The following is a 25721-nucleotide window of genomic DNA, read 5'->3' as shown; positions in this document are numbered from 1 at the left end:
TCAGCGGAGAGGGGACGCGCCGTGCAGAGCTGGGTCGCAGACTGGGAGCGCAGCCCGCGGCTGCCCCACTACACCAGGGCCAACGCGGGCGAGACGTTTCCCGCGCCCGCGAGCCCCCTGGGCTGGACGCTCGCCTATGTCAGCGTCCTGCGGGCGTGGCGGCAGGGGTTCATCGACATCGGGGTCTACCGCCCCGACGAGATGTCGGCGGACCGGCCCGAGATCGCGGGGCTGTTCGGAGGCTACTTCTACCTCAACCTGTCGCACATGCGGCTGTTCTCGCTGCGGCTGGGGATGCCGGTCGAGCAGACCGACCGGGCCTTCGTCGGGGAGCGGCCCGACATCCCGCCCTACGTCGCGCATCCCGACGACGTCGACGCCGAGCGCGCGGCGGCGGCCGGCGCTTCGGTGCAGCGGCTCCTCGCGACCACGGAGTTCACCGATGCCATGACCGATCGTGATCGCGTGCGGGCGTGGCGTCGCGACCGGCCCGATCTCACGACGCTCTCCGAGAGAGAACTGGTCGCCCGGGTCCGCGCGCTGCTCGACGAGAGCGAGAAGAGCATCTTCTACCGGCACGTGATCTCCAGCCTCCCGGCGAGTTTCGGCCCCGGTATCCTCGGGCCGATCTGTGAAAGCGTGGGACGCGGCAGCGACCTGCTCGATGTGATCAGCGGTATCGGCGGCATCGACTCCGCCTCGCCCGCGGTGGGCCTGTGGGACCTGTCCCGTGCCGTGACCGGGTCCACCGAGCTGACCACGCTGTTCGACAAGGGCCCAGCCACGGTGGCCATCGCCCTGGGCGAGGACGCCACGGGCGATGTTACTCAGAGTGACATTGCCCTCTTCCGGAACGCCTTTGCCGCTTTCCTCGCCAACTACGGTGACCGTGGCCCCAACGAGTGGGACATCCACTCGCTGGCGTGGGAGGTGGATCCCGCCGCGGCGCTTGCCCTGGTCGACCGGCTCCGCAACAGCCCGGACTCGGAGTCGCCGGCCCTGCGTCACGATATGCTCGCAGCCCGCCGCGCGCGGATCGCGGCGGAGATCCGCGAGGCGCTCGCTGGCAACGCCGAGGCTCTTGCCACCTTCGACATCGGTATGCGGGCGGTCGATGTCTGGATGCCCGCGCGGGAACGCACCAAGTCCAACTGCGTCGCGGCGCTGCACGAGATCCGTATGGCAATCCGCGAGCTGGGCCGCCGCGGTGTCGAGGCCGGTCGTTTCGCCCGTCCCGAGGACGTCATGATGCTGCTCGCGGACGAGCTCGACGGCTACCTCACCGACCCCGGCCGTTTCACGCCGGTGATCGCGCGGCGGCTGGTCGAGTACGCCGGACTGGCCCAGCTGGAGCCGCCGTTCTTCGTCGCCGAGGACCCCGACATCGCCACCTGGCCGCGGCGGGACCGCGAGAGCCCGGCCGCGGCGGTGGCGGGGGAGGTGTTCAGCGGCGTCGGGGGCAGCCACGGTGTCTACACCGGCCGGGTCCGCGTCATCACCGATCTGGCCGGCTGCGACGCCCTCGAGCCCGGCGAGGTCCTGGTCTCCCCCATCACGGACGCGGCGTGGACGCCGCTGTTCCTGGTGGCTGGCGCGGCCGTGGTGGACGTGGGCGGCCTCAACAGCCACGCGGTCGTGGTCTGCCGTGAGCTCGGCATCCCGTGTGTCATCTCGGTGGGCGACGGCACCGCGCGGCTGCGCGACGGTGCCGAGGTGACGGTGGACGGCGGGGCCGGCACGGTCACGGTGGTCTCGGCCGTCCCCGCCGACGGCTGAAGACACCCGGCACGGCTGACAGCGGGTGGGATGCGGGGGGCCCACCCGTCCGTCCGTCATCCCACCCAATCCGTATGGCGCGCCCGCGATTCCGCATCACCGGCCCTGGACCACCGGTCCTGAATCACTCGCAACGGGTGATGCGCCGCGGCCCCGAGTGGCCAGAATCGGTGACGGGAAAGCTCCGGGCTGATGTCGCGGGTCTCGTGGTGGTGGCACCGTCAAACCATCGGCTGACCGGCGGCGAGGTGCCGGAAAGGCACCGGACGACAAGGCGGCGGATATATGGGTGCGCAGACATACGGCCATGGCATTCAGCCCAGCCGGCGGCTGCTGGTGGGCGGGGGGCTGCTCGTCGGTATCGGCGGCCTGCTGGGAGCCACGGGCATGGTTCTGGTCAGCGTCGCCGTGGTGTCGGCGACCCGGCAGTGGGCGCGGCAGCTGGAGGTGCCACCCGGTGAGGTCGCGAAGGTGAAACTGCAGCAGGCCCGGGCTGCCACAGCCGCGGCCACGTCAGCCGGTGCCGACGCTTGGCGGAGCGGAGCCCCGGGCGAGCCTCCGTCCTGACCGCTGCCGGCGGCCGTGCCCGCCGCGGCGCCTGATCCGATCACATTGGATCGTCATGCTCCCGACAATGGTGTATGGGCTGTTCGCCACGGACCTACGGTCGGGGACCATGAGAGCGTGTTTGAGATCGGGCTTTCGATCAGTGAGCTGTGTCCAGGTGCTCCCTGGCAAGGCGGAAGGCCGAAGCGATACCGGATGAGTTGTATCGGTTTGGCCGACAATGCAGCCAGGGGGCGCCTGGGCGCGGCGAGCCGGAATGACGATCTCAAACACGCTCTGCGTGCCTATGCTCTATCCCGATGCCGAGTGGGAGAGTGCATGGCCGATCAGATCATGCTGGGCAAGACGGCTCGGGTGACCGGGACAATCAGGCCGGATATGGTGGGCGAGGTGATGGTTTCCGTGCGTGGTGGCGCGGAGGCGTTCCATGCTTATGCCGCTGAGGACGGTGTGACCATCGCGATCGGCTCCCGCGTGCTTATCGTGGAGTATCACCCGCCCCGTACTGTGATCGTCACCAGGTTGTGAGGACCACGGACGCTGGGTACGCCGTTCTGGCCAGCGCATTCTCGTAAGTTTCAGCAAATCCTGGTCTCAACAGAGGAGATCGCGTGGTCTCGATCCTCATCGCGGTGGGTGCGAGTGCCATCGGCATCATCGGCGTTATCAGGTTGATGTGGCGGGTGGCGGAACCCAACGAAGCGCTGATTATCTCCGGCTTACGCGCATACAAAAATCCGGACAATTCCGTGGCGGAAAGCCTGGGTTTCAAGATTATCACTGGGAAAGGGGTGCTGGTGTTCCCGGGCGGGCAGAATGTGCGGCGCCTGTCATTGGATCTTCGAGCCGCTCAGTTGAGTACCGACTGTGTCAGCCAGCAGGGCATCCCGGTCGGCGTGCGCGGTGTGGTGATTTTCAAGGTGGGGGATGACTACGCCTCGATCGCCAACGCCGCCCGGAGATTCCTTGACCAGCAGGACAAGATGGACGACCGGGTGCACAATGTTTTCACCGGCCATCTCCGGGCGATAGTCGGCCAGCTCACCATTGAGGATATGATCAGGGACCGGGAGAAACTGACGGCGCTGACCCGGGCGAGTTCCGGTATGGAGATGCAGAAGCTCGGGCTGATTGTTGACTCCCTGCAGATCCAGGAGATCGACGATCCCACCGGCTACATCAAGAATCTCGGTCGCCCGCACGTCGCCGCCGTGGCCGCCCAGGCGCGCATCGCCGAGGCGCAGGCCGACCGTGAGGCGACCGAGCAGGAGCAGGTCGCCGCGGCGCTCAAAGCGGAGGCGGCCCGGGACAGCTCCATCAAGCAGTCGGGTTTCCAAGCCGAGGTCGACGAGGCCGCCGCGCGAGGGCAGCAGGCCGGCCCGCTGGCGGAAGCAGCCGCTCACCAGCAGGTCGTGGTCGAGCAGACCAAGGTTGCCCAGCTTGAGGCGGACCTGGAGGAGCAGCGGCTGCAGACGACGATCCGCAAGCCGGCGGACGCCCGCGCCTATGAGCAGATCACCCTGGCCCGTGCCAGCCGCGACGCGCAGATCAGCGCGGCTGAGGCGAGCGCCCGGGAGGCGACGTTGCTGGCGGCGGCGCAGGCCGAGTCGACCCGTACCCTCGGTGATGCCCAGGCGCATGCCCGGCGCGCTGTCGGTGATGCCGAGGCGGACGCCCTGCAGGCCAAGGGGCTGGCGGAGGCCGCGGGGATCAGGGCGCGGGCGGACGCCCTGTCGGTGAACCAGGAGGCCGTGATCGGCCAGCAGCTCGCCGAGCAGTGGCCGGCCATTGTCGAGGCGGCGGCGAAGCCGTTCGGCGACGTCGACCAGATGATCCTCCTCAATGGCGCGACCGGTATCGGCGAGCTGCTGACCCAGGCGCTTTCCCAGGGCAGCGCCGGTCTCCAGCTCGCGCGGTCCCTGCTGGCGGGCCAGGCGCGGCCCGGCCCGCCAGCTTCCGGTACCGTTTCTGTTGATGTTCCGGCGCCGCATGTCGACATCCCGGCACCGGCATCCGCCCCCGTGGAGCCAGCCCTACCGGCGGCTGATGCTGACGAGGCATAGCTGACTCAACAGTCATCCCAGGTGCCTGTTATCGCCGGTCGCACGGGATGGTCGCACAGGATGTGGAGCGCCCGCCGCAACGGGTGCTGGCCCGGCGTGCTGGCGCGGTGCGCCGGGCCAGCATGGGCGAAGTCAGCCCAGCCGGCGTCAGGCGCCGACGATGCGCTCGGCCAGCGCGGCGGTCTCCCGCAGGAAACGGCGTCGACCGAGCCCTTCGAGGATGGCGTCCTCGGCCAGCCAGGATGCCGCCGCCGTTTCGATCAGGGACAGCAGGCCCGTCGCCATCACACCGGCCTCCGCCGCCTGCATGCGCTGGGCGGGAAGCCGGGCCGCGCGCACCGCACGGGTAAGCAGTTCCATCAGGCGGACCCGGGTTTCCCGGCGCAACGCCTCCGCCGCGAGATTCGCCCCGGACGATGTCACGAAGTAGACCGTTCCGGCGAGGCGCTGGCCGTCGAGCCACCCCAGCATGCTGGTCAGCAGATCGCCGATGGGGCCGTTGCCGGCGGCCGGCCCGGTGATCCGGGCATCCAGTTCCATGACAAAGGCGTCGCTGAAGCTCCGCATGGCCTCCAGTAGGATGTCAACCTTGGACGGGAAGTGGTAGTAGACGGCGGCCGGCGTCATCCCGGCTTCGTCGGCGATGTCGGCAACGGTGACCGTTTCCAGGCCACGCATGGCGAACAGCCGGGTGGCAGCCTCGATGACGTCAGGGCGGCGGGATGGCCGGTGTGCCGGTCGTCGTGGTTCACCGCTCCGGTCGGTACTCGCGGTCATGTGGCAGATTACTCCTGAAAGCTGCGGGACACCTGGGCCGGCATGGCTCTGCGAACAGGAACAGACGGTCGGGAGGCGTTCACCGTGGCGGAGCCCGCAAACCTGCCCGAGCGGGGCAGGCCGCCGGCCCATCGGCCATCCAGACGCCTGACTATTATCAGCGCCGCCATCCGGGTGTTCGCGCGCAAGGGGTTCGACGAGGCGAGTGTCCAGGACATCGCGGCAGAAGCCCAGGTCGTCCCCACCGCCGTCTATTACCACTTCTCCGGCAAGGAGGAGTTGTTCGACGTGGCGCTGCGGCGGGTGGTCGGCGCGACCAACGCCGTCGTCGCCGCGGCTCGCTCCGATGACGAGCCCGGTGACTTCACCGCGCTCAGGCGGGTCACCGCCGCGGTCTGGGACTGGATCGAGGCCCACCCCGACGAGGCGCGGCTGCTCTACCTGCACATGCCCGGCGCGACCCAGCAGGCGCGCACGCTGCGGCGGGACTTCGAGGAACTGCACATCGAGCGGTCGTTCGACTACATCGTCTCCGCGCGGGTACCGGCCACGCGGCGTTCCGCCGTGGCCAAGCACGCCACCCAGTCACTGGCCGCGCGTACCCTCAACCACCTGCTGCTCGCCATCCATCCGATGCGCATGGACGACGGCCCGTTGAGCCAGCAGCCGCCGAAGGCGCTGCGCCGCGCGCTGGATGCCGTGTCCGAACGGATACTCACTGTCGATTAATGGTCGACGCTTTGTCATTGATTTTCCTGCCACCGGACGGTGCCGCCCGCGCGGAACCCGTGGACAGATATTGGCGGGACGGCCAAGGCCAGTTACTGTTGTCGCCATCACAAAAGTAACCTCGGGGGGAAGCGCCGTGCCCCGGCCGCTCCTCGGCTGCTCCCAGGCGAGGAGCCCGATAGCGGCAGCTCCCGTGCCCCGGGTCCGGAGCCTGCAGCTCCCGTGCCCCGGGTCCGGAGCCTGCAGCTCCCGTGCTCCGGGTCCGGAGTCTGCTGAGGTCGAGGCCGACCTCGATACGGGTTATCGGTTCGTCCGAGAACACGGCCAGGGGCCGTCTGGGCGCGGTGGGCCGGACCCACGACGTGAGACAGGCTCCAAGAAGGGATCGGGATGCTCGCGGGACTCAGCGGCCGGTCGGTGGTCGTCACCGGCGGTGCGGGTGTGATCGGGTCGGCGGTCAGCCGGCGGCTCGCGGCGGAAGGGGCGCTGGTCGTGGTCGCCGACCTCGACGGCGCCGCCGCCGGGACGGTTGCGCGGGCCATCGGTGGTGACGCCGTGGGCGTCGGCGTCGACATAACCACGCCGGCCGGCGCGCAGGCCAGCGTCGACGCGGCTGTCCAGGCCTTCGGAAAACTGGACCATTACCATGCCAATGCCGGCGTGGAGTGCATGGTGCGGCCGGTGGCGGACTTCGATCCCGCTGACTACCACCGGGTTTTCGCCGTCAACGTGCTCGGGGCCTTTCTGTCAGCGCAGGCTGCGGTACGGCAGCTGGTGGCCCAGGGCAACGGCGGCTCGATACTTTTCACCGCGTCCATCGCGGCGCTGATGGGGAGCGGTGGAACATCGATCTACAACGCTTCCAAGCATGCCGTGCACGGCATGGCCCGCTGCCTGTCCCTGGAGGTCGCGAATGCTGGGATCCGGGTCAACACCCTGGCGCCGGGCGTCGTCGAATCCCGCATGATGGATTCGCTGGGCGCCGGGCTCGGGACGCTGACCGGGGTGGACGAGACGGCCTTCAAGGGCGGCATGGAGCGCGCGGTGCCGCTCGGCCGGTACGCCACTCCCGCGGAGATCGCGGCGGCCGCGGCGTGGATCCTCAGCGACGAGGTGCCCTATCTGCACAACGAGTGCATCACCGTGAGCGGCGGAATAGCGCCGTACTGAATGCCCGCCGTACTGATGCCCGCTGTGCCGGTACCCACCGCGCTGATGATTGCCCCACCGAACACGTGGGATGTGTGGGCAACTCATCGATGGCCGACGAAAGGTGACAGATAGTGGATCTTGAATTGGCGGGACGGCGGGCGCTGGTGACGGGCGCCAGCCGAGGACTCGGCCGGGCGATCGCGGCGACGCTGGCCCAGGAGGGCTGCTCGCTTGCCCTGTGCGCCCGCGGCGCCGAAGGTCTGGAGAAGGCCGCGGCCGAGCTGCGTGCCGACGGTGCCCAGGTGTGTGCCGAGCCCTTCGACGTCAGCGACACCGACGCGCTCACCGCTTTCGTCAACGGCGCCGCGGCGGAACTGGGCGGGCTGGACATCGTCGTGTCCAACGTATCCGCCGGCGCGGCCAAGGACCCTGGCCAGTGGCAGCGCAGCCTGGACGGTGACCTGCTGCCGTTCGTCCGGCTCGCCGAGGCCGCGGTGCCGCACCTCGCCGACGGCGGTGGCTCGATCATCGCGATCGGCACGACGAACGCCTTCGACACGGTGCGGCCGGCATCCGCCAACGCCTACTCGGCTATCAAAGCGGCCGTGCTGCACCACTCCGCGGCGCTCGCGCGGACCCTCGCGCCGCGGGGGATCCGGGTCAACACGGTCTCCCCCGGGCCGATCGAATTCCCCGGCGGCGACTGGGAGAAGATCCGGGAGCAGCGGCCGGAGGTCTACGCGGAGGTCCTGGCCAAGATTGCGGTTGGCAGGTACGGCCGCCCTGAGGACGTCGCGGCAGCCGTCGCCTTCCTGGCGAGCCCCCGGGCCGCATTCTGTAACGGGGTCAACCTCGTGGTCGACGGCGGGCTCGTCACCCGCGTGCAGTTCTAGAACCGGCGGTTGCAAGCCATGGCGGGACCGGCCGGCCGGGTGGACGCCGTACTCGTGTGCGGCGGGCGCTGGCACGACTTCGACTTCGCGCGGTTACACCTTCTTGAGCGCTTGGGAAGACACGAGCGGGTGCGCACCCGGGTCTTCGAGGACTACGCCCGCATCGATGCGATCGAGTCCGCCGACCTGCTCGTCACCTACACCTGTGACGTGCGGCCCAGCCGTGAGCAGCAGCGGGTCCTGGTGGACTTCGTGGCGCGCGGCGGGCGGTGGCTGGCACTGCACGCCACCAACGCGGCGATCGAGGCGCCCACGCCGGGCGGGGCGCGTCTGTTCACGACGCCGCGGGTGTTCGGAGCGGTGGCCGCGGTGCTGGGCAGCCAGTTCCTCGGCCACCCCCCGATCGCGCCCTATCAGGTCGAGATCACCCAGCCGGATCATCCGCTGGTCGCGGGGATCAGCCCCTTCCAGGTCAGCGACGAGCTGTACGTCAGTGAGCTCCACCCGCCGATCGACGTGCTGCTGCACACCCGCTACCGCGGGCCGTCCCGGGGCTTCGCCGAAGGGCAGGTGCCCGCTTCCGCGGACGCTCTCCAGCCCGTGCTCTACCTGCGTCGCCATGCTGCCGGCGAGGTCTGCTACCTCACCCTTGGACACTGCCGCGGCCGATTCGACGTCCAGGACCTCGGCGTCGACGACCTCGGCCACAGCGACCGGGGGAGCTGGACCGTCCCGGAGTTCATCACGGTGCTCGACCGTTGCTTGTCCAGAGCGGTCTACGGCCCGGAGCACGGCGCCGGGTAGGAGGCCCCGGTAACAGGAGTGTAGATCAAAGGGCGGGGCTGGGGCGCGTGCGTCGCACGGCGGCGCAGGGAGCCACCCTGGTCCTTTGATCCGCTCAGCGGACGCCTACAGCGGGCCGCTGACCGGATCGACGTCGGTGAAGGGGCTACTCGCGTGCCGCATCGTCGGTATCAGACCATCACGATGGGGACAGCTCGTCTTGACGTTCCCAAATTAGTCATATAATTTCTCTCATTCTGAGAGATGGTTGTCGATGACCCGTCAGCCGGACCTGTAAAAGACCCACAGCTAAAAGACCCACAGTGTGCCCATCGACCCCCCACCGACGTGACCCGCGAATGGACCAGGCCATGACCCCACCGACCATCGAGCCCTTTGATGTGCGCGTCACCACCGCCGAGATCGACGATCTCCGTGGCCGGCTGGCCCGGACCAGGTGGCCCGACCAGATACCCGGCACCAGGTGGGAGTACGGCACCGAACGCGATTTCCTGGTCGAGCTGTGTCGGTACTGGAAGGACGACTACGACTGGTCGGGCTTCCAGACCCGGGCCAACGCCTTTCCTCAGTTCACTACCGGGATCGACGGGCAGCGCATCCATTTCATCCATGCACGCTCTCCCGAACCGACGGCCCGGCCCCTGCTGCTGACCCACGGCTGGCCGGGCTCGGTGGCGGAGTTCTGGCAGGTGCTCGGCCCCCTGTCCGACCCGGCAAACCACGGCGGTGACCCGGCCGACGCCTTCCATGTCGTCGTCCCGTCCCTGCCCGGCTACGGCTTCTCAGGTCCGACGACCGAGCGGGGATGGAACATCACCCGGGCCGCGGACGCTTTTCTGGAGCTCATGACCCGCCTGGGCTATGAGCGGTTCTTCGCGCAGGGAGGCGACTGGGGCAGCGCGGTCACCACCACGGCTGCCGGCCTGGCCCCCGAGCGAGTACGGGCCATCCACCTCAATCTGCTGCCGGCGCCGCCACCGGACCGCAACGACCCGACCGCCGGCCTGGACGAAGCGGACCTGGCCATCCTGGCCCAAGTGAAGCATTTCGCCGACTACGAGACCGGCTATCAGAGGATCCAGAGTACGAAGCCGCAGACGCTGGCTTACGGCCTCGTCGACTCGCCGGCCGGGCTCGCCGGCTGGATCGTGGAGAAGTTCCACGGGTGGAGCGACTGCAACGGCACGATCGAATCTCGCTTCAGTCACGACCGGCTGCTTGACAATATCTCGATCTACTGGCTGACCGGGACGATCAACTCGTCGACCCGCCTCTACTACGAGTCGATCGGTCCCGGCCGGCGCCACACGCCCCCGCCGATCACGGTCCCGCTCGGCCATGCCGCGTTCCCGGCCGAAATGGTCCGGGCTCCTCGTAGCTGGTGCGAGGCAGCCTTCCCCACCCTGTGTCACTGGACGGATATGGCCCGGGGCGGCCACTTCGCGGCGATGGAGGAGCCCGAGCTGCTCGTCGACGACGTCCGCGCGTTCTTCCGCACCCAGCGGCTCTGAACGGCTCTGCCGCGTTGGCGAGGTCTGTTACCGCACCCTTGGCTTGGGCGCTGCCGCGGTCGATTCGGCGTCCAGGACCTCGGCGTCGGCCACACGTTCCCAGACCCGCGGCCGGCGGATTGTGCGGCTTTCGGTCATGCTTCGACGTCGGGGTCGACACGGACGAGCATCTTGCCGACGTTGTCACCCCGTAGCATCCCGAGGAAGGCTGCGGACGCGTTTTCCAGGCCGTCCACGACCGTCTGTCTGGATACGAGCTCGCCGGTCCGCAGCCAGCCCGAGACACGGTCGGTGAACTCCGTCCGCAGGTCCTCGTGGTCGCGGATGATGAACCCGCGTAGGGTCACCCGTCTGAGCACAGCCTGGATGAGGTGGTCGATACCGGGCCGGGGTGCCGTCGAGGTGAACTGGGAGATCATGCCGCAGAGGACGACCCGGCCGCCGACCCGGAGAGCATGCAGCGCGGCCACCAGGTGGTCGCCGCCGACGTTGTCGAAGTACAGGTCGATGCCGTCCGGCGCGGCCCGCCCGAGCCCGGCCGCGATCGGTTCCGCGCGGTAGTCGACCGCGGCGTCGAAGCCGAGCTCCGTGGTAAGCAGGTGGCACTTGGCCACGCTGCCCGCGCTGCCGATGACGCTGGCGGCACCCAGCAGCCGGGCGAGCTGGCCGACCGCGCTGCCGACCGCCCCGCCGGCCGCGGAGACGAAGACAGCGTCCCCCCTGGCCAGCTCGCCTGCACGCAGCAACCCGGCATAGGCGGTGAAACCGGTCTGGCCGAGGATGCCGAGCCAGGCCGACGGCGCGGCGCGCGTGGCGTCGACGGCGCTGAACGCCGCGGGGTTTCCCGGCGTCGCCTCGACGATCGCCAGCTCTCGCCAGCCGAGCCGGTGGCGCACCCACGCGCCTGGGTGGATGCCGGGAACGCGGCTCGCGAGCACCCGCCCGATGGCGGAGCCGTCCAGCGGCTCGCCGACGGCGAAGTTGGTCGTGTAGTGCTTCTCGGTCTCCTCGAGGCGACCCCGCATCGACGGGTCAACGCTCATGAAGGCGTTGCGGACGAGAAGCTGGCCCGCACCCAGCTCGGGCACTGCTCGTTCGGTGAGTGTGAAGTCCTCGGGCGCTGGTCCACCCGGACCGGGACGGCGGGCCAGCGTCACCACCCGGGTGTGGCGCCCGGTGGTGCTCATGGCGGGGTTTTCCCGTCCCGCGGCCGGGCGCGGCGGCCGACCCAGCCGGTGATCTGCAGGTCCGCGTGACGGATCTCGCCCGACTGCCAGCGGCCCTCGGAGTCGAACAGGCCGCGCTGGCCGGTCGTCGGGTCGTGGACCTCGACCAGCCCGGCGTCGGTCAGCGTGTACACCTGTTTGGTGATCGGGTGAGTCAGGCTCATGGGTTTTGCGTTCACCGCACGTTCACAGCTCCTCCAGGCCGCGCAGTTCCTCCACACGGCGTACGCCGCGCTTGACGACCACGACCGCGCCGGTCACACGCAGTCGGCAGGCCAGCCGGAGGCGCCCGTCCGCCTCCGGACCGAGGGCGGTCAGCCCCTCCTGCTCAAGATCGTCAACCGGGCCGCAGTTGGCCACCCCCACGCTGACCCGCAGCACGCAGGTACGGCAGGTACCGAGCCCGCCACAGACGGTCGGCCACCACAGGCCGTGCCGCCGGGCGGCGCTGAAGACGGTCTCGCTCTCGGCCACGGCCAGCACGATGCCGGACGGCGTTACCGTCACCTGAGCGGTCAGCGTGACATCCACGTGTCGAGCAGGTGGTGAAAGTGCCGGATGCGGCTTTCCTGATAGTCCGCGAGCGTTATGCCTGGTTTACGGGTCGCCTTCAGGCCCTGCTGGACGAACGGCAGGTTGGCGAGGTCCTGGTCGAAGACCGGGCCCAGCAGACCGAGTTCGGGAACGTCCGCCATGTTCATGCCCGCGGGCACCCATCGGATCTTCGCCGGGGCCGGGCGCGGGGTGCCCTTGGGCCATCCCGACAGGAAGAAGATTTCGGCAACACAGCGGTCGGGGTCGTTACCGTAGGGCCGGAACCGATAGATGATATTCGATTTTTTCCCCGCCCAGGGGTGGAAGTTCGGGAAGAGAATGTAGTTGACCGCGTCCAGCAGCTCGCTGTCGGTGACCTCCGCGTGGCTCTCGCCGGAGAGCGCGCTCAACTGGGCGCGCATCTGGTCGGCGAGCACCGCGCGGGCCGTGCCACCGGCTGGGATCTCCGGTAGGTCGCCGCCAGCCGCGGTGAGGTCCCGGCCCTGGGCCGAGGCGTAGAAGCCGCGCGAGAAGTAGAAGCTCTCCAGGACATCCTCTTCGGTCACGCCGCCCGCCAGATGCGGGCTCGGCACGCCCTGCACGGTGATCGTGCGGTCCCAGTTGGCGCTGGCCACCACGTCGTACTGGGAGTTGGCGTCGCCCATCCAGGCCAGTAGCTGCGGGTGGGTGCCGATCACGTGGAAGGCCTCCAGGAAGGCCTCCTGCCCGATCTTCCAGTTGCAGGGCAGGATCTTCGCGATGTGTAACGAGGTATAACGGTCTTCCAGTGGCCACCGGGCGAAGTGGTCCGGCAGATCGCCGGCGAAGGTCTCGAACGACTCGCTGTGGGGATCCATGTTGATGAAGACAAAGCCGCCCCAGGTGGCGACCTTCGCCTCGGGCAGGCTGAATTTCTCCCGGTCGACGTGGGGGAAGTCCCAGGCGCACGGGATGCTCTTGAGGGTGCCGTCGATGTTCCAGGTGAACCCGTGGAACGGGCAGCGGAACTCCGGGACGTGCCCGCTGGTGGTGCGCAGCTTGCGCCCGCGGTGCAGGCAGGCGTTGACGAAGGCCCGGATCTCGGTCGGCGCGGTCCGCACGATCAGCAGCGAGTCGTCGGCGATCTCGTAGATCTCGTGGTCACCGACCTCGGGGATGTCCTCCTCTCGGCAGGCGAACTGCCAGACCCGCCGCCAGAGCTTCTCGACCTCCAGGCGATGCCATGCGGGGGAGATGTAGCGCTCGGCATCGATGTCGTCGTTGCCGAGGTACTCGTTCACGGTGAGCCGCAGGACGTCGGGCACGGGCCGGGTGTCCGCGGCGAGGTAGTCCTGAGCGGACGGGCCGGGGCAACGGGCGCGGGTGCCGGGCTCCTGCGTGACCATGACGCCTCCCGAAGTTTCTTGTGTCCGGCTATAGTAACCGGTCGCCAGGCGCCAGGCAGGGGATCACACCGGAATCCCCCCGGCCGGAATACGCTGCGGGGCCTGCGGCCATGCCAGCTGGCTGCCGGGGAACGCCCTATGGCCGATGCTCGATGAGGATCGGTTCCTCGGTGACAGTGATGGTGTCTCCCGGCTGGACGGCGGTTGTACTGCCGTCCAGCCGGTGGATCGCCGCGACGCCGGGTTCGGCGGTGGTGGTCGCGGTGCCGTGGTCGGTCCACCGGATCGTCGCGTCGTAGCGCCGATCGGGTTCGACAATGGTGAACAGGCACTGCCAGACGTTGTCCGGCAGCCTGATCGCCAGGCCGTGGCCGCAGGCCCGGCTCTGTGCATGGACGAGCCAGCGTTGCAGCTGCTCGACCGCGAGCGCGGCCTGGGTGGGGGCACCGTCCACGGCCTGGAGAACAATCGGGATCTTGATGCCGCCCCAGTTGTAGAAGTACATCCGTTCGAGGTTGACCGAGCGTGCGTAGATACCGGCCAGGTAGAAGCGCACCGCGAAGTTGCGGGCCTGTTCCTCCGGCAGGTGATCCTGGCTGCTGATCTGATAGAAGGTGCCGGTACTCCACAGCGGTGGGTGGACCCCGGCTTCATGAAACGCCCTGTCGATCGTGGTGGCGAGTTCCACCATGGTTTCCGGCGGGTCGGACGTCATGCGCTGGTAGAGCTTGACGCTGGCGACGTCGCAGTAGTTGTATCCGCCGAGCTCGGCAAACCGCTGTAACATCCGCCGGCCGTCGGGCACCCACAGGTTTCCCATCCCCGGGCAGACAACCGTCGCCTTCGGATCGGCCGCACGAATGATCCCGCTCGCCCGCCGGGTCATCTCGACCAGGGTTTCGACACTACCGTTGTAGAAGCGGATGTCCGTGGCCAGCACCCACAGCTCGTATGCTTCGATCCGGCCCTGGTAACGACCGGCCAGAGCGGCCACGAACACGTCCCAGTCGGCGAGGTCGTCCGGCGGTGTGGTGCGTGGCTTTTCCCGGTAGGGTCCCACGGGACCCGCCGGGCTCGCCCATCCGGGAGTCCCGCCGAAGGTAAACAACACCGGCAGTCCCGCGCTTTGCGCTCCGGCCACCTCGCGGTCCAGCCCGGCCCAGTCGAACGTTCCGCGGTCGGGCTCGATGTTCACCCATTGGGTGCCGCTGTCCCAGAGCCGGACCGCGCCGACCCTGAAGGACGGCATGATCCCAGTCTGGCTGTTGATCGTGACGCCGAACAGGGTGGGTGGCACGGGCCGCGCCGGTTGTTCCCAGGCCGGGCCGGTAATCCACTGCGACGCGGGGACGGATGGCTGCCGGGAAGGCGGGCCGCTCACCGCGGTGGTCAGGGTGATGAGCACAACGCTCAGCCCGAGGCTGGCCAGCCAGGCCCAGTGCCGGCGGCGTCGCCACCAGCTGGCCGGCCGTGATGGGATGGCGTCCACCGCGGCCGGTGCCCGCGCCGGTGGCCCGCCGAGAACCGTCACCGCCTCGGCGGCTTCGGTGGCGTTCTTCCGCTCGCTGCCATCCGTGGCCAGGCCCGCGCCATTATCTCTGGTCGAAACCTCGGCAGCTGCCGAGATGGCGCGTTCCCACAGCCGAAACAGCCGTGCTATCTCGTCGCTGTTCGCGCCGCACACCCGGGCGATGCGCTCGAGCGTGCCGAACTCCGGCGGCACGGAATAGCCGGTGCAGTAGCGCTGCACGGTGGATTTACCCGCGCTGACCTTCCTGCCGATCCACTCGTAACTACGGCCACTGCGCTGTTTCAGTTCCGCGAGGAAGTCACCCAGTTCCTCAGCGCGTGATGCCATCGACCAGGCCCCCGGAATCTCGCCCCTCGTCAGGGCGGTGCGTCGGAGGGATTAGGATACCGCCTCGGCGGGATCGGGCCCGGCCGTCCCAGCCTCGGCGTCCCACACCACGCCATTCCCGCAGGTCATCGCCCGTATGCCGTCCCAGCGTCCCAGCCCGTGCCGGATCCGTTGCCGACCGCCGAACGGCCCTGTCACGCTTCTGTTCCAGCCGGATTTGCAATCAGCGATCCCACTTTTTTTGGAGGGCCAGAGAGCGCGACGATTGTTTGTATGGGCGGCGCTGCAGGGGAAGGTATTCAGGTCGTCCGTTGTCATTACCTACGGCTGACGGCCCTGTCGGGGTTCCTGGCGGCGTGTGCGCCGGCTGCCGCCAGGAACCGTCAGGCCGACGAGGCAGGGGGCTTTGCCCGGTCGTAGCGCGTCTGGGCCGCGATCACCGCTGGCATCTCGCTCTCGATGAGATCTATCAGCTCGCGCAGCTTCGCCGCGATGCGCACGCCGAGCGGCGTCAGGCTGTACTCCACGCGTGGCGGGATGGTCGCCTGGACGTCCCGGCGGACCAGCCCGTCGCGTTCCAGCGCCTGTAGCGTCTGCGACAGCATCTTCTCGCTGACCCCGTCGACTCTGCGGCGCAGCGCGTTGAACCGGTATTCGCCCTGGGTCAACGCTGCCAGGGCGAGGATCCCCCACTTGCTGGTGACGGTCTCCATCGTCCGCCGCGAGGGGCATGCGCGGGCGAAGACATCGGCGGCCAGAGCGTCCGCCGGGTCGGCGGACGCGGCCGTCGTGGGGATCAAGCGGCTCATGGTAACCACTGTAGCGACCCGGGGCGCCATCCCCATCAACCGTACTAACCAATGTGACTACACTTACCAATAGTTAGTACACTCCTGGCGTGCCTACCGCACGGGCAACATCAGATCGACCACCAGGGAGAAAGCTATGATCACTGTTACCGGCGCCACCGGGCACCTCGGCCGCCTTGTCATCGAGGAGCTGCTGGAACGCGGCGTGCCCGCCGACGACGTCGTCGCGGCCGTGCGCGGCCCTGAGAAGGCCGCCGATCTCGCCGCCCGCGGCGTGCAGGTCCGGGAGGCCGACTACACCAGGCCCGAGACGCTCGCCACCGCCCTCGCCGGCACGGACAGGCTGCTGCTGATCTCCTCCAACGAGGTCGGCCAGCGCGCGGCCCAGCACCGCAACATCGTGGATGCGGCCGTCGCGGCCGGCGTCGGCCGCATCGCGTACACAAGCATCCTCAACGCCGACACCACCGGTCTGGCACTGGCCACGGAGCACAAGGCCACCGAGTCGATCATCCGCGGCTCCGGCCTGCCGTTCGTCTTCCTGCGTAACGGCTGGTACATCGAGAACTACACCGACAACCTCGCTCCCGCGCTCGAACACGGCGTGCTCCTCGGCGCCGCGGGCGACGGCCGGATCGCCGGCGCCACCCGCGCCGACTTCGCCGCCGCGGCGGCTGCCGTCCTGCTGGGTGCCGGCCAGGCGGGCGCCGTATACGAACTGGGCGGTGACGAGCCCTTCACGATGACCGAGCTGGCCGCCGAGGTCTCCCGCCAGAGCGGCAGGACGGTCGTCTACCAGAACCTGCCTGCCCAGGAGTACACCAAAGCTCTCGTCGACGTTGGTGTCCCCGAGGCCTTCGCAAGCCTGCTCGCCGACTCGGATCTCGGCATCGGCCGCGGCGAGCTGACCACCGACAGTGGCGACCTGCGCCGCCTGCTCGGCCGCCCCACCACCAGCCTCGCCGACGCGGTAGCCGTCGCCGCCAAGGCCTGACCGGGCGAAGGCGGTAGGCGGGGCCGGGGCAGGCCCGGAATCGGTTATTGGGTATATGTGCCTGATAGCAGCGATCATGGCCGGTGGCGGGCCGGTGTTACCCGGTCCCAGCCCGCCACCGGCTCTCCCTCGTCCGGCCAGGCCGGCATTCGGGGTCAGGTGAGCAGGGTCAGGTGAGCAGGGTCAGGTGAGCAGGGTGCGGCCGAGGTGGTCGGCGGCGTCCCGGACGCCGGGCAGGACGAAGAAGTAGCCGCCACCGGTCGGGCTGATGTAGTCGACCAGCGGCTCGTCGATGAGCCGGGTCTGGGTCGCCTCGAACTGGCGGGCGATGTCCTGCTGGTAGCAGCAGAAGGCCAGGCCCATGTCGAGGTTGCCGTTGGTGTCGATGCCCCGGTCGTAGTTGTAGCCGCGGCGCAGGATACGGGAGTCGGCGGTCTCGGCCGTGCGGGGGTTGGACAGCCGGATGTGCGCGTCGAGCGGGATGATCTTCCCGTCGGCGTCACCGGCGTAGGCCGGGGTGTCGGTCTCGGCCGTGCCGTCCAGCGGCGCGCCGGTGTCCCGGCGCCGGCCGATCATCATTTCCTGCTCGTTGAGGGAGACCCGGTCCCAGAACTCCACCAGCATCCGGATGACCCGGATGACCTGGTAGGAGCCGCCCGTGGTCCAGGCGGGCTCGTCGCCGCCGCGCACCCAGACCAGCCGGTCCAGCTCGGCGGCGCTGGTCACGTCCGGATTGGCGATGCCGTCCTTGAAGCCGAGCAGGTTGCGTTGGGCTCCCGACGGCCGGGGCTGGTTCTGGAAGCCGTCGATGCGCCACCGCAGCTGCATGCCGCCGCGGGTGTGCCGGGCGATGTCACGCAGCGCGTGCAGCACGGTGTCGCGGCTGTGCGCACACAGCTGGAGGCTGATGTCGCCATGGCACTGCGTCGCGTCCAGGTTGTCGTTGGGGAAGGTGCGCATCGGTGTGAGGTGGCGCGGCGCTCGGTCGGCCAGGCCGAACCGGTTGTCGAACAGGGATGCGCCCACACCGACGGTGACGGTCAGCGCGTCCGGGGGCACCGCGGGCCCGACGATGCCGCTGTCCGACGGCGGGGCGGTCGTGCCGAGGTCGACCGGGGTGCCGCCGGCAGTCAGGAAACGGGCCCGTTCGGTGATTGTCCTGAACAGGTCGACAAGCCCGGCCCGGTCCGTCGTGATCGCGTCGAAGGACGCGAACACCGCCGCCGCCGGTGGTGGTGTGATGATCCCGGCCTGGTGGGTCCCGTGGAAGGCGACCACCTCGTCGGAGCTCCTGGGGCTGCCGTCGTCGGCGTTGGCGGTGGTGGCCAGCACGGTGCCCCCGGCGCCCACGGCCGCGCCCGCGGCCAGCGCGCCAGCGAGAAAGGACCGGCGCCCGAGCGCGCCCCTGGCGAACCCGGCGCGGCGCCGGGGCACCGGACAGCTGGTGACGGCTGTGGTGGCGGTGTCAGCGGCGGTTGCCTGCCGCGGCGGCGGTGACGGTTCGGACGCTTCGGCCATGATGGGTGGCACTCCGGAGGACGGCGCGGCAGAGGATGCGGTGGTGTTGGTGTTGGTGTTGGTGTTGGTGTTGGGGCTGGGCAGGCCGGGCCCGGTCATCCGGCGCTCCTGATTTCCAGGATGTCCGGGATGGGCGCGAGGGTTTCCACCAGCGCGCCGAGGCTGCCGTTCAAGTGCTGCCGGTCTGCGCGGGGGAGGGCGGCCGGAGCGATCCAGGTCCCGGCGGGGTGGGCGATCCGTGCCAGGAGCGATCCGAACGCGTCGAGCTCGCGTTCGGACGCCGCCAGCGTCGCTGGCGCACGGGCCGCCAGCAGCGGTGTGATGATTGTCAACAGTTCGCGGGTGCCGTCCACGTTCGCCGCGGCCGTTGCCAGCGTTGTGTTGCTGCCCTGGTCGGCGGCACCGGTGAGCTGGAACTCGAGGGTGTTCTCGAGAATTTCATGGCTGCGCAGGGCCAGGTCGTTCGGATCGAGTTCCTGGGTCGGGAAGGCCGTGGCGAGCGCACCGACGGCATCGGCGAGTTTCGCGGCGGCCGCTTTCAACGAGTCCATCGATTCGCCGTGCCACAGCCCGTACTCGACGCGGTGGAACCCGGCGAAGTCCGGGTCGCTGACGCCGTCCGGCAGGCCAGCGGGCTGGCCGTTGACCGACGCGTCGAAATCGCCGAACGTGCCGTAGGCGGCGCCGAGGCGTTCGTAGCCGAGATGAGCCGGGAGCCAGTCGCGACGGGCCGCGTCGAGGTCACCTGACTCGATGTCAGCCCGAAGCGTGTCGGTGTCGCGTTGCAGCGTGGCCAGGCCGGCGGTGACGAACGCCCGGTAGGCCTCCACCGGTGCCTTCAAGGTCTCCTCGGTGACCGGGATGATCGCCTGCCCGCCGGCGCTCGACCCGGCTACCCGCCGGCTCGCCGAGACGACGGGCTCCCCGCCGTCGGGCAGGCACTGCCAGGCATAGGTGCCACCACCGATGGTCACGGACAGCGGCCGGCTGGTGCCCGGCGCGAGCAGTTCGATCTCGGCGTGGATCGCCCCGTTTGCCGGGTCGATGAAGCGTATCTCCATGGTCTGCCCACCGGTGTTGCGGACAGTGAACATCATGCGGCCCGGCCGCGGAGCCTCCCAGGCTGTGACGCAGGAAGCGGAGGTCGCCTCGATCGTCGTGCCGCCGGTTGGGGCGGACGGGCCGAGGGCGAGGATGGCGCCGCCAGCGGCAACGGCCGGCACCGCCACCAGGGCCGCTGGGAGTACCCACCGAGGCACCCGCCGTGATTTGGTAGCCGCTGGTGCTGGTGCTGGTGCTGGTGCTGGTGCTGGTGCTGGTGCCGGTGCCGGTTCGGCTGGCGCCGGCCGGGGCACCTCGGCCCCGCTGGCTGCCGGCGCGGTGGTTGCCGACGCGGTGGCAGCCGGCACAGCTGCGGGTGCCGCCGGGGCGGGGCGGATGCCCCGGACGAACAGGACCATGACCGGGATCAGATAGCCGAGATAGCCGACGACCTGGAGCACGCTCATACGCGGCGTGATGTTGAAGATGCCCTCGACGAGCCTGGAGTACCACGAGCTCGGGTCGACGGTGGCGCCGAGGTTGAACGCGGCCGCGTCGATGCCGGGCAGGATGCCGCTCTCCTGTAGATCACGTAGGCCGTAGCCGGCCACGCCGGACGCGATCACGATGAGCCCGATGCCGGTGAGCGTGAAGAATTTCGTCAGGTTGATCTTCACGGCCCGCCGGTACATGCCGACGCACAAACCGGTGGCGAGCGCGAGGCCGGCGCAGGCTCCGAGCAGCGGAGCGACCGATTCGGACGCGCCGCGGGTGGTCGTCCAGACGAACAGGGACGTCTCCAGCCCCTCCCGGGCGACGGCCAGGAACGCGGTGATGATCAACGTGCCCGGCCCGAGTGCCAGCGCAGCCGTGATCTTTTCGCTGATCTCACTGGACAGCGCCCGCGCCGAGCTGCGCATCCAAAAGATCATTATGGTGACGAACCCGACCGCGACCAGGCTCAGGATGCCGCTGAACGCTTCCTGGGCCTTGGTCGACAGCTCGGTGGCTGCGAAGGTCAGGACGGCACCGAAGCTTGCGGAGAGCGCGACGGCGGCCAGCACGCCCGTCCAGACCTGGGGCAGGCGCGCCCGCTCGCCGGCACGCACAAGCGTGGCGACCAGAATCGAGACGATCAGACCCGCTTCCAGACCTTCACGTAACCCGATGAGCAGGTTCGGGACAACCTCACTCCACACGCCTGATACCTCCGTGATCGCTGATGTCGACCTAGCGGAGGTTATCAGAAGTATAAGTAAACTTCACTTAATTAGAGAGCATCATCAGGTTTCAGATGAGATCAGAAGACAGCTGTCCGTCTGGTCAGCCGGGCGGCTGGCGTGCGGGTGGGCGTGCTCTCCGTGGGTGGTCCCGTCTGGGCATCATGGCTGATCATGATGTCTGGCGGGTTGCCCTGATGTACGGGATGTCATCCCGCGATGGTGCGCTCAGAGCGCCAGTAAGAGCGTTGTAACGCTTTTTTGTCAAGCTTCCCCATGGCGTTACGGGGAAGGTCTGCGACCATTTCGTATGATTTGGGGCATTTGTATGATGCGAGTGACAGCCGGCAGAAGCGGTCGAGCTCGCCTGGGCCCGGCGGTTCTCCACGGGGCACGATCAGCGCCCGTAGCGTCTCGCCCAGGTCCGCGTCGGGCACACCGATCACGGCCACGTCCACGACCGCCGGGTGGTCCGCCAGCACACGTTCGCACTCGGCCGGGTAGAGGTTCACCCCACCGGAGACGACCATGTCCGCGAGCCGGTCGGTGATGTGGACGTAACCATCCGTGTCGACGAAGCCGATGTCGCCGAGCGTGAACACACCGGGCGCGAGGTAGGCGGCCGCGGTCTTGACGGGGTCGCCGTGATAACGGATGCCCCGGTCGGCCGGGGCGCGAAAACCCAGCACACCTATCTCGCCGACGCCCACCGGCGCGTTGTCCGCGTCGAGGACGACCGCCTCGAACGGTGGTACGCATCGCCCGACCGACCCGGGCCGGGCAAGCCATTCGTCGCTTGTGATGCGGCAGACAGTGCCCGCCTCGCTGCCTCCATACGACTCCACCAGCACCGGCCCGAACCAGTTGATCATTGCCCGTTTGGTGTCGGGCGGGCAGGCTGACCCGGTGTGGGAGACACTGCGCAGGCTGGTCACGTCGTAGCGACCGCGTACGCCCGCGGGCAGGGCGAGCAGCCGGGCGAAGTGCGTCGGGACCATCACCGACGACGTCACCCGGTGGGCCTCGATGAGCCGCAGCACACGCTCCGCGTCGAACCGGCCGAGTATGATCACGGGCTGCCCGGACAGCAGATGGCGCAGGCAGCTGAGCGGGCCATTGTGTGCCAGCGGCCCGACCACGAGGTGCGGGCCGGGCGGGAAAGCCGAGCGGGTAGCCAGCGCGGCGGCATAGCCGGCCGCGGTGCCGGGGGCCGGCGCGGTCCAGCGCACCTCGGTGGCCCGCGGCCGCCCGGTGGTGCCGGATGTGTAGACGAGAGGCGGCCGGGCGGGCCGGCCGGCGATGGTCGGCAACGGCCGGTCACTACCCGTCCAGTCCGTCCAGTCCGTCCAGCCGGGGTGCGGTTCGGGGGCGGCGCCGTGGACGATAACGGCACGTAACCGCGCGGACGTGGCGGCCCGGGCGATGCCCTCGCGGCCAGCCGGCCCGGCGACGGCGGCCACCGCGCCGGCGTCCACGAGCAGGTCGGCGAACTCACCGGCGGTGAGCTGGCGGGACAGCGCCACGGTACCGACCCCGGCGCAGATGCCCGCGGCATGCGCGACAAGGGTTGGGATGAGGTTCTCACCGGTGACGGCGACCCGCGCGCCGTCACCGCCCGCGACGGCAAGCATCTCGGCGGCCACGGCGCGTATCTGGTCGGCGAGCTCCGCCCATGTGAGCTGGCCGGTGTCGTCGACGAGGGCGACGCCAGCCGGCTCACGCCGTGCCCGCGCACCGATCCCCACCAGCTCCAACGGACCTCACCGCCCCGCTTCTCACGTCTGCCGGCTGCGTGCTTGCTGGTCACGTCGAATGTAGACCCATAACTGTAAGAGCAGTCAAGAAACAGTTCCGGCCTCCGCCGTGGGCACCGCGGGCGCTCTTGCTGTGGGGGCCAACGACAAACATCGGCTATGAGTCTGGTGTGGGGAGGCATCTCTTACTAGAGTCCATTTCGACAAACTCCAGGATGCTCGGACGGCGCAGCGGTCCGCTGTGCGCGGACGCCGGGCCAGGGAGAGAGGGGCAGGCATCATGACGCGAGCCGTCGCGGCCGACCAGAGCGCCCGGCCCGCCCGGCCCGCCCGGCCCGCGGCCGTCGCCACCACCAACGCCGACGCCGGTGCCGACGCGGGCGTGCTCCTGGACCTGCACCGCCGGATGGTGCGCATCCGGGTGTTCGAGACCGAGGCCGGCCGGCTGATGGAGGCCGGCACGCTGCCCGGTTTCCTGCATCTCTACGTCGGGCAGGAGGCGGTCGCCGCTGGCGCGATCAGCACGCTGCGGGACGAAGACCAGATCACCTCCACCCACCGCGGGCATGGCCATGCGGTCGCCAAGGGCGCGGACTTCCGCCGGATGTTCGCCGAACTGTACGGCCGGGCCGACGGCTACTGCCACGGCCGGGGCGGGAGCATGCACATCAACGACCTGTCGATCGGCATGCTCGGCGCGAACGGGATCGTGGGCGCGGGCATCCCGATCGCGGTGGGCGCGGCGTTCGCCGGCGCCTACCGCCGCGACGGCACCGTCGCGATGGCCTTCTTCGGCGACGGCGCCTCCAACATCGGCAGCTTCCACGAGGCAGCCAACCTCGCCGCCGTGCTGCGCCTGCCGGTGGTGCTCGTCTGCGAGAACAACGGCTATGCCGAGTTCACCCCGCAGGCCCGGCACATGCTGCTCACCGATGTTGCCGATCGCGCGGCGGCCTACGGCATGCCGAGCGAGATCTGTGACGGCATGGACGCGGCCGCCGTCCGGGCGGCCACCCTGCGCGCGGTGGAGCGGGCCCGGTCCGGTGGCGGCCCGACGCTGGTCGAGGCCAAGACCTACCGTTACTACGATCATCAGGGTGTCAAGGGCCTGCGCATCCCGTACCGCACCCAGCAGGAGATCGACGCCTGGAAGGAACGTGACGCGATCAAGTTGCTGGAGAGCGGGGCCACCGCGGCCGGCACGGTCGCGCCGGAGCGTTTTGCGGAGATCTGGGCGCAGACCAGGGCCGAGGTCGCCGCGGCGATCGCCTTCGCCGCGGCGAGTCCCGAGCCGGACCCGGCCGACATCGCCCGGGATGTCTACAGCGTGTGACGCCCACGGCGACCAGCGGTGAAAGGAGCTCAACGGCCGATGACACGCACTCTGACCTACGTCAAAGCGTTCAACGAGGGCCTCGCGCAGGTCATGCGCGACGACGACGACGTGTTCGTAGCCGGTGAGGATGTCGCCGGCTACGGCGGGGTCTTCCACATGTTCGACGGGCTGCTGTCGGAGTTCGGGCCGCGCCGTGTTGTGGACACCCCCATCTCCGAGGCTGCGATCATCGGCCTCGGTGTGGGCGCCGCCGCCCGTGGCCTGCGGCCGGTGTGCGACCTGATGTTCATGGACTTCCTCGGCGTCTGCATGGACCAGGTGGTCAACCAGGCGGCGAAGATGAAGTTCATGTACGGCGGCTCGGTCAGCGTCCCGCTCACGATCACGACCGCGGCGGGTGCCGGGCTCGGCGCCGCCGCGCAGCACTCCCAGAGCCTGGAAGCATGGCTTGCGCACACCCCGGGCCTCAAGGTGCTCATGCCTGCCACCCCGGCGGACGCCAAAGGGATGATCGTCTCCGCTGTGCGTGACGACAACCCGGTCATCGTGATGCTCAACAAGGCGCTGCTCGGATCCAGAGGCGAGGTGCCCGAGGAGATCTACGAGGTGCCGATCGGCACGGCCGCCACGCTGCGTACCGGTGACGACGTCACCGTCGTGGCGCTGGGCCGGATGACCGTCGAGGCGCTGGCCGCCGCCGAGGAGCTCGCGGCCGAGGGCGTCTCGGTCGAGGTCATCGACCCCCGCACCGTGCAGCCGCTGGACAGCGAGACGATCGTGCAGTCGGTGGTGCGCACCAACCGGGTGCTTGTGGTGCACGAGGCCGTACGGTTCGGTGGCATCGGCGCGGAGATCGCCGCGCAGGTCCAGGAGGCCGCTTTCGACTACCTCGACGCGCCGGTGTCGCGCCTGGGCGCGCCGTTCACCCCGGTGCCGTTCAGCCCGGTGCTGGAGCGGGCGTACATCCCCGACCGCACCCGGATAGCCGACGGCTGCCGCCGGCTGCTCGCCCGAGGCTGACGCCATGGCTGTCGAGGTGCTGCTGCCCAAGCTCGGGCTGACGATGCGGGAAGGCACGATCACCGAATGGGTCGTGCCGGCCGGTGGTCTGGTCCGTCCCGGTGATGTGATCATGAGGCTCGCCACCGACAAGGTCGACGCGGACGTCGAGGCCGAGGGGGAGGGACTCTTCCATCCGGTCGTCGCGGCCGGGGCCACGCTGCCGCCAGGCGCGCTCGTGGGCTGGTTGCTCGCCGCGGGAGAGGTGCCGCCCGGCGGACCGCGGGCCCGCCCCGCGCCGGCCGAGCGGCGCTTCGCGTCCCCGAACGCCCGCCGGGTGGCGCGGGAACACGACATCGATCTCACGGCCGTCCAGGGCACCGGTCCAGATGGCCGGATCGTCTCCGAGGACATCGAGGCGGCGGCGACCGCCCGGGTGACCACCGTTGCCGCCGCGACCACCGCCGCGACCACCGCGCGCCCGGCGGTTCCCGGCATCCCGCCAGCGGCCATCCCGCCAACTGCCGCCCCGCCACCGCCGGCCCCGTTGGTGCGCCGGCACGCCGAGACCCTCGGCGTCGACCTCGCCACGGTGGCCGGCACCGGGGCGGGCGGACGCATCCGCCGGGCGGACGTGGACCTCGCGGCCGCCGCCGACACACGCGATCGCGCATTACCGCCGCCGCCCGGATGACGAAGTCGTTCAGGGACGGCACCCGCGGCGTGGAACCGGCTGCGACACCGGCACCCCCCACCCCCAGGCCGGTCCATTCCC

Annotated in this window: 24 protein-coding genes; 13 read left to right on the top strand and 11 right to left on the bottom strand. The window is 69.6% G+C overall.

What is annotated here, in order from left to right; genetic code table 11:
- The first annotated feature begins 21 nt into the window (after nt 1-21).
- The 4 genes from MJ797_RS09450 to MJ797_RS09435 all read left to right on the top strand — a co-directional run bounded on the left by MJ797_RS09450 (nt 22) and on the right by MJ797_RS09435 (nt 4406).
- Nucleotides 22-1776, top strand: coding sequence for a PEP-utilizing enzyme (locus MJ797_RS09450; RefSeq protein WP_239333783.1), 1755 nt, complete (start codon nt 22-24; stop codon nt 1774-1776).
- Between the two features lie 285 nt (nt 1777-2061).
- Nucleotides 2062-2343, top strand: coding sequence for a hypothetical protein (locus tag MJ797_RS09445; protein WP_239333782.1), 282 nt, complete (start codon nt 2062-2064; stop codon nt 2341-2343).
- A gap of 318 nt (nt 2344-2661) precedes the next feature.
- Nucleotides 2662-2871: a hypothetical protein gene (locus MJ797_RS09440; RefSeq protein ID WP_239333780.1), complete on the top strand. Its 210-nt coding sequence runs from the start codon at nt 2662-2664 to the stop codon at nt 2869-2871.
- 83 nt (nt 2872-2954) lie between these two features.
- Nucleotides 2955-4406: a flotillin family protein gene (locus MJ797_RS09435; protein WP_239333778.1), complete on the top strand. Its 1452-nt coding sequence runs from the start codon at nt 2955-2957 to the stop codon at nt 4404-4406.
- Nucleotides 4407-4553: 147 nt separating this feature from the next.
- Here the strand turns inward: MJ797_RS09435 and MJ797_RS09430 are convergent, their stop codons facing one another.
- Nucleotides 4554-5183, bottom strand: coding sequence for a TetR/AcrR family transcriptional regulator (locus MJ797_RS09430; protein ID WP_239333776.1), 630 nt, complete (start codon nt 5181-5183; stop codon nt 4554-4556).
- Nucleotides 5184-5225: 42 nt separating this feature from the next.
- On the opposite strand from MJ797_RS09430, the gene MJ797_RS09425 reads away from it, so the two are divergent.
- The 5 genes from MJ797_RS09425 to MJ797_RS09405 all read left to right on the top strand — a co-directional run bounded on the left by MJ797_RS09425 (nt 5226) and on the right by MJ797_RS09405 (nt 10272).
- On the top strand, nt 5226-5912 hold the full coding sequence (locus MJ797_RS09425) for a TetR/AcrR family transcriptional regulator (RefSeq protein ID WP_239333774.1): 687 nt from the start codon (nt 5226-5228) through the stop codon (nt 5910-5912).
- A gap of 390 nt (nt 5913-6302) precedes the next feature.
- Nucleotides 6303-7082 (top strand): SDR family NAD(P)-dependent oxidoreductase, encoded by a 780-nt coding sequence (locus tag MJ797_RS09420; protein ID WP_239333772.1) that lies wholly within the window; start codon nt 6303-6305, stop codon nt 7080-7082.
- Between the two features lie 113 nt (nt 7083-7195).
- A complete protein-coding gene (locus MJ797_RS09415) occupies nt 7196-7957 on the top strand; it encodes an SDR family NAD(P)-dependent oxidoreductase (RefSeq protein ID WP_239333770.1) in 762 nt (253 codons plus the stop codon).
- 18 nt (nt 7958-7975) lie between these two features.
- The gene (locus MJ797_RS09410) at nt 7976-8761 is read left to right on the top strand and encodes a ThuA domain-containing protein (protein WP_239333768.1); all 786 of its coding nucleotides are present in this window, start codon (nt 7976-7978) and stop codon (nt 8759-8761) included.
- A 350-nt stretch (nt 8762-9111) separates the two neighbouring features.
- Complete coding sequence (locus tag MJ797_RS09405) at nt 9112-10272, top strand: epoxide hydrolase family protein (RefSeq protein WP_239333766.1); 1161 nt, start codon at nt 9112-9114, stop codon at nt 10270-10272.
- Nucleotides 10273-10406: 134 nt separating this feature from the next.
- Here the strand turns inward: MJ797_RS09405 and MJ797_RS09400 are convergent, their stop codons facing one another.
- The 7 genes from MJ797_RS09400 to MJ797_RS09370 form a co-directional block, all read right to left on the bottom strand.
- Nucleotides 10407-11459, bottom strand: coding sequence for an NADP-dependent oxidoreductase (locus tag MJ797_RS09400; protein ID WP_239333764.1), 1053 nt, complete (start codon nt 11457-11459; stop codon nt 10407-10409).
- A complete protein-coding gene (locus tag MJ797_RS09395) occupies nt 11456-11662 on the bottom strand; it encodes a hypothetical protein (RefSeq protein WP_239333762.1) in 207 nt (68 codons plus the stop codon). Before MJ797_RS09395 ends, MJ797_RS09400 begins: the two co-directional genes overlap by 4 nt.
- Before the next feature lie 22 nt (nt 11663-11684).
- On the bottom strand, nt 11685-12029 hold the full coding sequence (locus tag MJ797_RS09390) for a 2Fe-2S iron-sulfur cluster-binding protein (RefSeq protein WP_239333760.1): 345 nt from the start codon (nt 12027-12029) through the stop codon (nt 11685-11687).
- Nucleotides 12014-13417: an SRPBCC family protein gene (locus tag MJ797_RS09385; RefSeq protein WP_239333758.1), complete on the bottom strand. Its 1404-nt coding sequence runs from the start codon at nt 13415-13417 to the stop codon at nt 12014-12016. Before MJ797_RS09385 ends, MJ797_RS09390 begins: the two co-directional genes overlap by 16 nt.
- A 136-nt stretch (nt 13418-13553) precedes the next feature.
- Nucleotides 13554-15275 carry a helix-turn-helix domain-containing protein gene (locus MJ797_RS09380; protein ID WP_239333756.1) on the bottom strand — a complete coding sequence of 574 codons (1722 nt, stop codon included), beginning with the start codon at nt 15273-15275 and terminating at the stop codon, nt 13554-13556.
- Between the two features lie 51 nt (nt 15276-15326).
- On the bottom strand, nt 15327-15473 hold the full coding sequence (locus MJ797_RS09375) for a hypothetical protein (RefSeq protein ID WP_239333754.1): 147 nt from the start codon (nt 15471-15473) through the stop codon (nt 15327-15329).
- A gap of 185 nt (nt 15474-15658) precedes the next feature.
- Nucleotides 15659-16084: a helix-turn-helix domain-containing protein gene (locus tag MJ797_RS09370; RefSeq protein ID WP_239333752.1), complete on the bottom strand. Its 426-nt coding sequence runs from the start codon at nt 16082-16084 to the stop codon at nt 15659-15661.
- Nucleotides 16085-16220: 136 nt separating this feature from the next.
- On the opposite strand from MJ797_RS09370, the gene MJ797_RS09365 reads away from it, so the two are divergent.
- Entirely contained in the window at nt 16221-17078 is an 858-nt protein-coding gene (locus MJ797_RS09365) for an SDR family oxidoreductase (RefSeq protein WP_239333750.1), read from the top strand.
- 183 nt (nt 17079-17261) lie between these two features.
- Here the strand turns inward: MJ797_RS09365 and efeB are convergent, their stop codons facing one another.
- From efeB to MJ797_RS09350, 3 genes are all read right to left on the bottom strand, one after another.
- Entirely contained in the window at nt 17262-18596 is a 1335-nt protein-coding gene (efeB, locus tag MJ797_RS09360) for an iron uptake transporter deferrochelatase/peroxidase subunit (protein ID WP_374581859.1), read from the bottom strand.
- A gap of 95 nt (nt 18597-18691) precedes the next feature.
- The gene (efeU, locus tag MJ797_RS09355) at nt 18692-20836 is read right to left on the bottom strand and encodes an iron uptake transporter permease EfeU (RefSeq protein ID WP_239333746.1); all 2145 of its coding nucleotides are present in this window, start codon (nt 20834-20836) and stop codon (nt 18692-18694) included.
- 230 nt (nt 20837-21066) lie between these two features.
- Nucleotides 21067-22602 carry an AMP-binding protein gene (locus MJ797_RS09350; protein WP_239333887.1) on the bottom strand — a complete coding sequence of 512 codons (1536 nt, stop codon included), beginning with the start codon at nt 22600-22602 and terminating at the stop codon, nt 21067-21069.
- A gap of 289 nt (nt 22603-22891) precedes the next feature.
- Between MJ797_RS09350 and MJ797_RS09345 the strand changes: the two genes are divergently transcribed.
- Genes MJ797_RS09345 through MJ797_RS09335 form a run of 3 tightly spaced genes read left to right on the top strand, consistent with a single transcriptional unit; the run spans nt 22892 to nt 25640 of the window.
- Complete coding sequence (locus tag MJ797_RS09345) at nt 22892-23944, top strand: thiamine pyrophosphate-dependent dehydrogenase E1 component subunit alpha (protein WP_239333744.1); 1053 nt, start codon at nt 22892-22894, stop codon at nt 23942-23944.
- Nucleotides 23945-23983: 39 nt separating this feature from the next.
- Nucleotides 23984-24967, top strand: a complete 984-nt coding sequence (locus tag MJ797_RS09340) for an alpha-ketoacid dehydrogenase subunit beta (protein WP_239333742.1) — start codon at nt 23984-23986, stop codon at nt 24965-24967.
- Nucleotides 24968-24971: 4 nt separating this feature from the next.
- Nucleotides 24972-25640, top strand: coding sequence for an E3 binding domain-containing protein (locus MJ797_RS09335; protein ID WP_239333740.1), 669 nt, complete (start codon nt 24972-24974; stop codon nt 25638-25640).
- The last annotated feature ends 81 nt before the right edge of the window (nt 25641-25721 follow it).

Origin of the sequence: Protofrankia sp. CiP3, from assembly GCF_917627345.1 — a bacterium.
Taxonomy (GTDB): domain Bacteria; phylum Actinomycetota; class Actinomycetes; order Frankiales; family Frankiaceae; genus Protofrankia.
This window is presented reverse-complemented; position numbering and strand designations above follow the sequence as displayed.

What these genes read in the sequence shown, in the direction of transcription:
- MJ797_RS09385 (WP_239333758.1), bottom strand. Translation starts at nt 13,417, where the DNA reads ATGGTCACGCAGGAGCCCGGCACCCGCGCCCGTTGCCCCGGCCCGTCC.
- MJ797_RS09400 (WP_239333764.1), bottom strand. Translation starts at nt 11,459, where the DNA reads ATGAGCACCACCGGGCGCCACACCCGGGTGGTGACGCTGGCCCGCCGT.
- MJ797_RS09410 (WP_239333768.1), top strand. Translation starts at nt 7,976, where the DNA reads ATGGCGGGACCGGCCGGCCGGGTGGACGCCGTACTCGTGTGCGGCGGG.
- MJ797_RS09395 (WP_239333762.1), bottom strand. Translation starts at nt 11,662, where the DNA reads ATGAGCCTGACTCACCCGATCACCAAACAGGTGTACACGCTGACCGAC.
- MJ797_RS09370 (WP_239333752.1), bottom strand. Translation starts at nt 16,084, where the DNA reads ATGAGCCGCTTGATCCCCACGACGGCCGCGTCCGCCGACCCGGCGGAC.
- MJ797_RS09420 (WP_239333772.1), top strand. Translation starts at nt 6,303, where the DNA reads ATGCTCGCGGGACTCAGCGGCCGGTCGGTGGTCGTCACCGGCGGTGCG.
- MJ797_RS09425 (WP_239333774.1), top strand. Translation starts at nt 5,226, where the DNA reads ATGGCTCTGCGAACAGGAACAGACGGTCGGGAGGCGTTCACCGTGGCG.
- MJ797_RS09405 (WP_239333766.1), top strand. Translation starts at nt 9,112, where the DNA reads ATGACCCCACCGACCATCGAGCCCTTTGATGTGCGCGTCACCACCGCC.
- MJ797_RS09345 (WP_239333744.1), top strand. Translation starts at nt 22,892, where the DNA reads ATGACGCGAGCCGTCGCGGCCGACCAGAGCGCCCGGCCCGCCCGGCCC.
- MJ797_RS09335 (WP_239333740.1), top strand. Translation starts at nt 24,972, where the DNA reads ATGGCTGTCGAGGTGCTGCTGCCCAAGCTCGGGCTGACGATGCGGGAA.
- MJ797_RS09445 (WP_239333782.1), top strand. Translation starts at nt 2,062, where the DNA reads ATGGGTGCGCAGACATACGGCCATGGCATTCAGCCCAGCCGGCGGCTG.
- MJ797_RS09365 (WP_239333750.1), top strand. Translation starts at nt 16,221, where the DNA reads ATGATCACTGTTACCGGCGCCACCGGGCACCTCGGCCGCCTTGTCATC.
- MJ797_RS09440 (WP_239333780.1), top strand. Translation starts at nt 2,662, where the DNA reads ATGGCCGATCAGATCATGCTGGGCAAGACGGCTCGGGTGACCGGGACA.
- MJ797_RS09380 (WP_239333756.1), bottom strand. Translation starts at nt 15,275, where the DNA reads ATGGCATCACGCGCTGAGGAACTGGGTGACTTCCTCGCGGAACTGAAA.
- MJ797_RS09430 (WP_239333776.1), bottom strand. Translation starts at nt 5,183, where the DNA reads ATGACCGCGAGTACCGACCGGAGCGGTGAACCACGACGACCGGCACAC.
- MJ797_RS09340 (WP_239333742.1), top strand. Translation starts at nt 23,984, where the DNA reads ATGACACGCACTCTGACCTACGTCAAAGCGTTCAACGAGGGCCTCGCG.
- efeB (WP_374581859.1), bottom strand. Translation starts at nt 18,596, where the DNA reads ATGGCCGAAGCGTCCGAACCGTCACCGCCGCCGCGGCAGGCAACCGCC.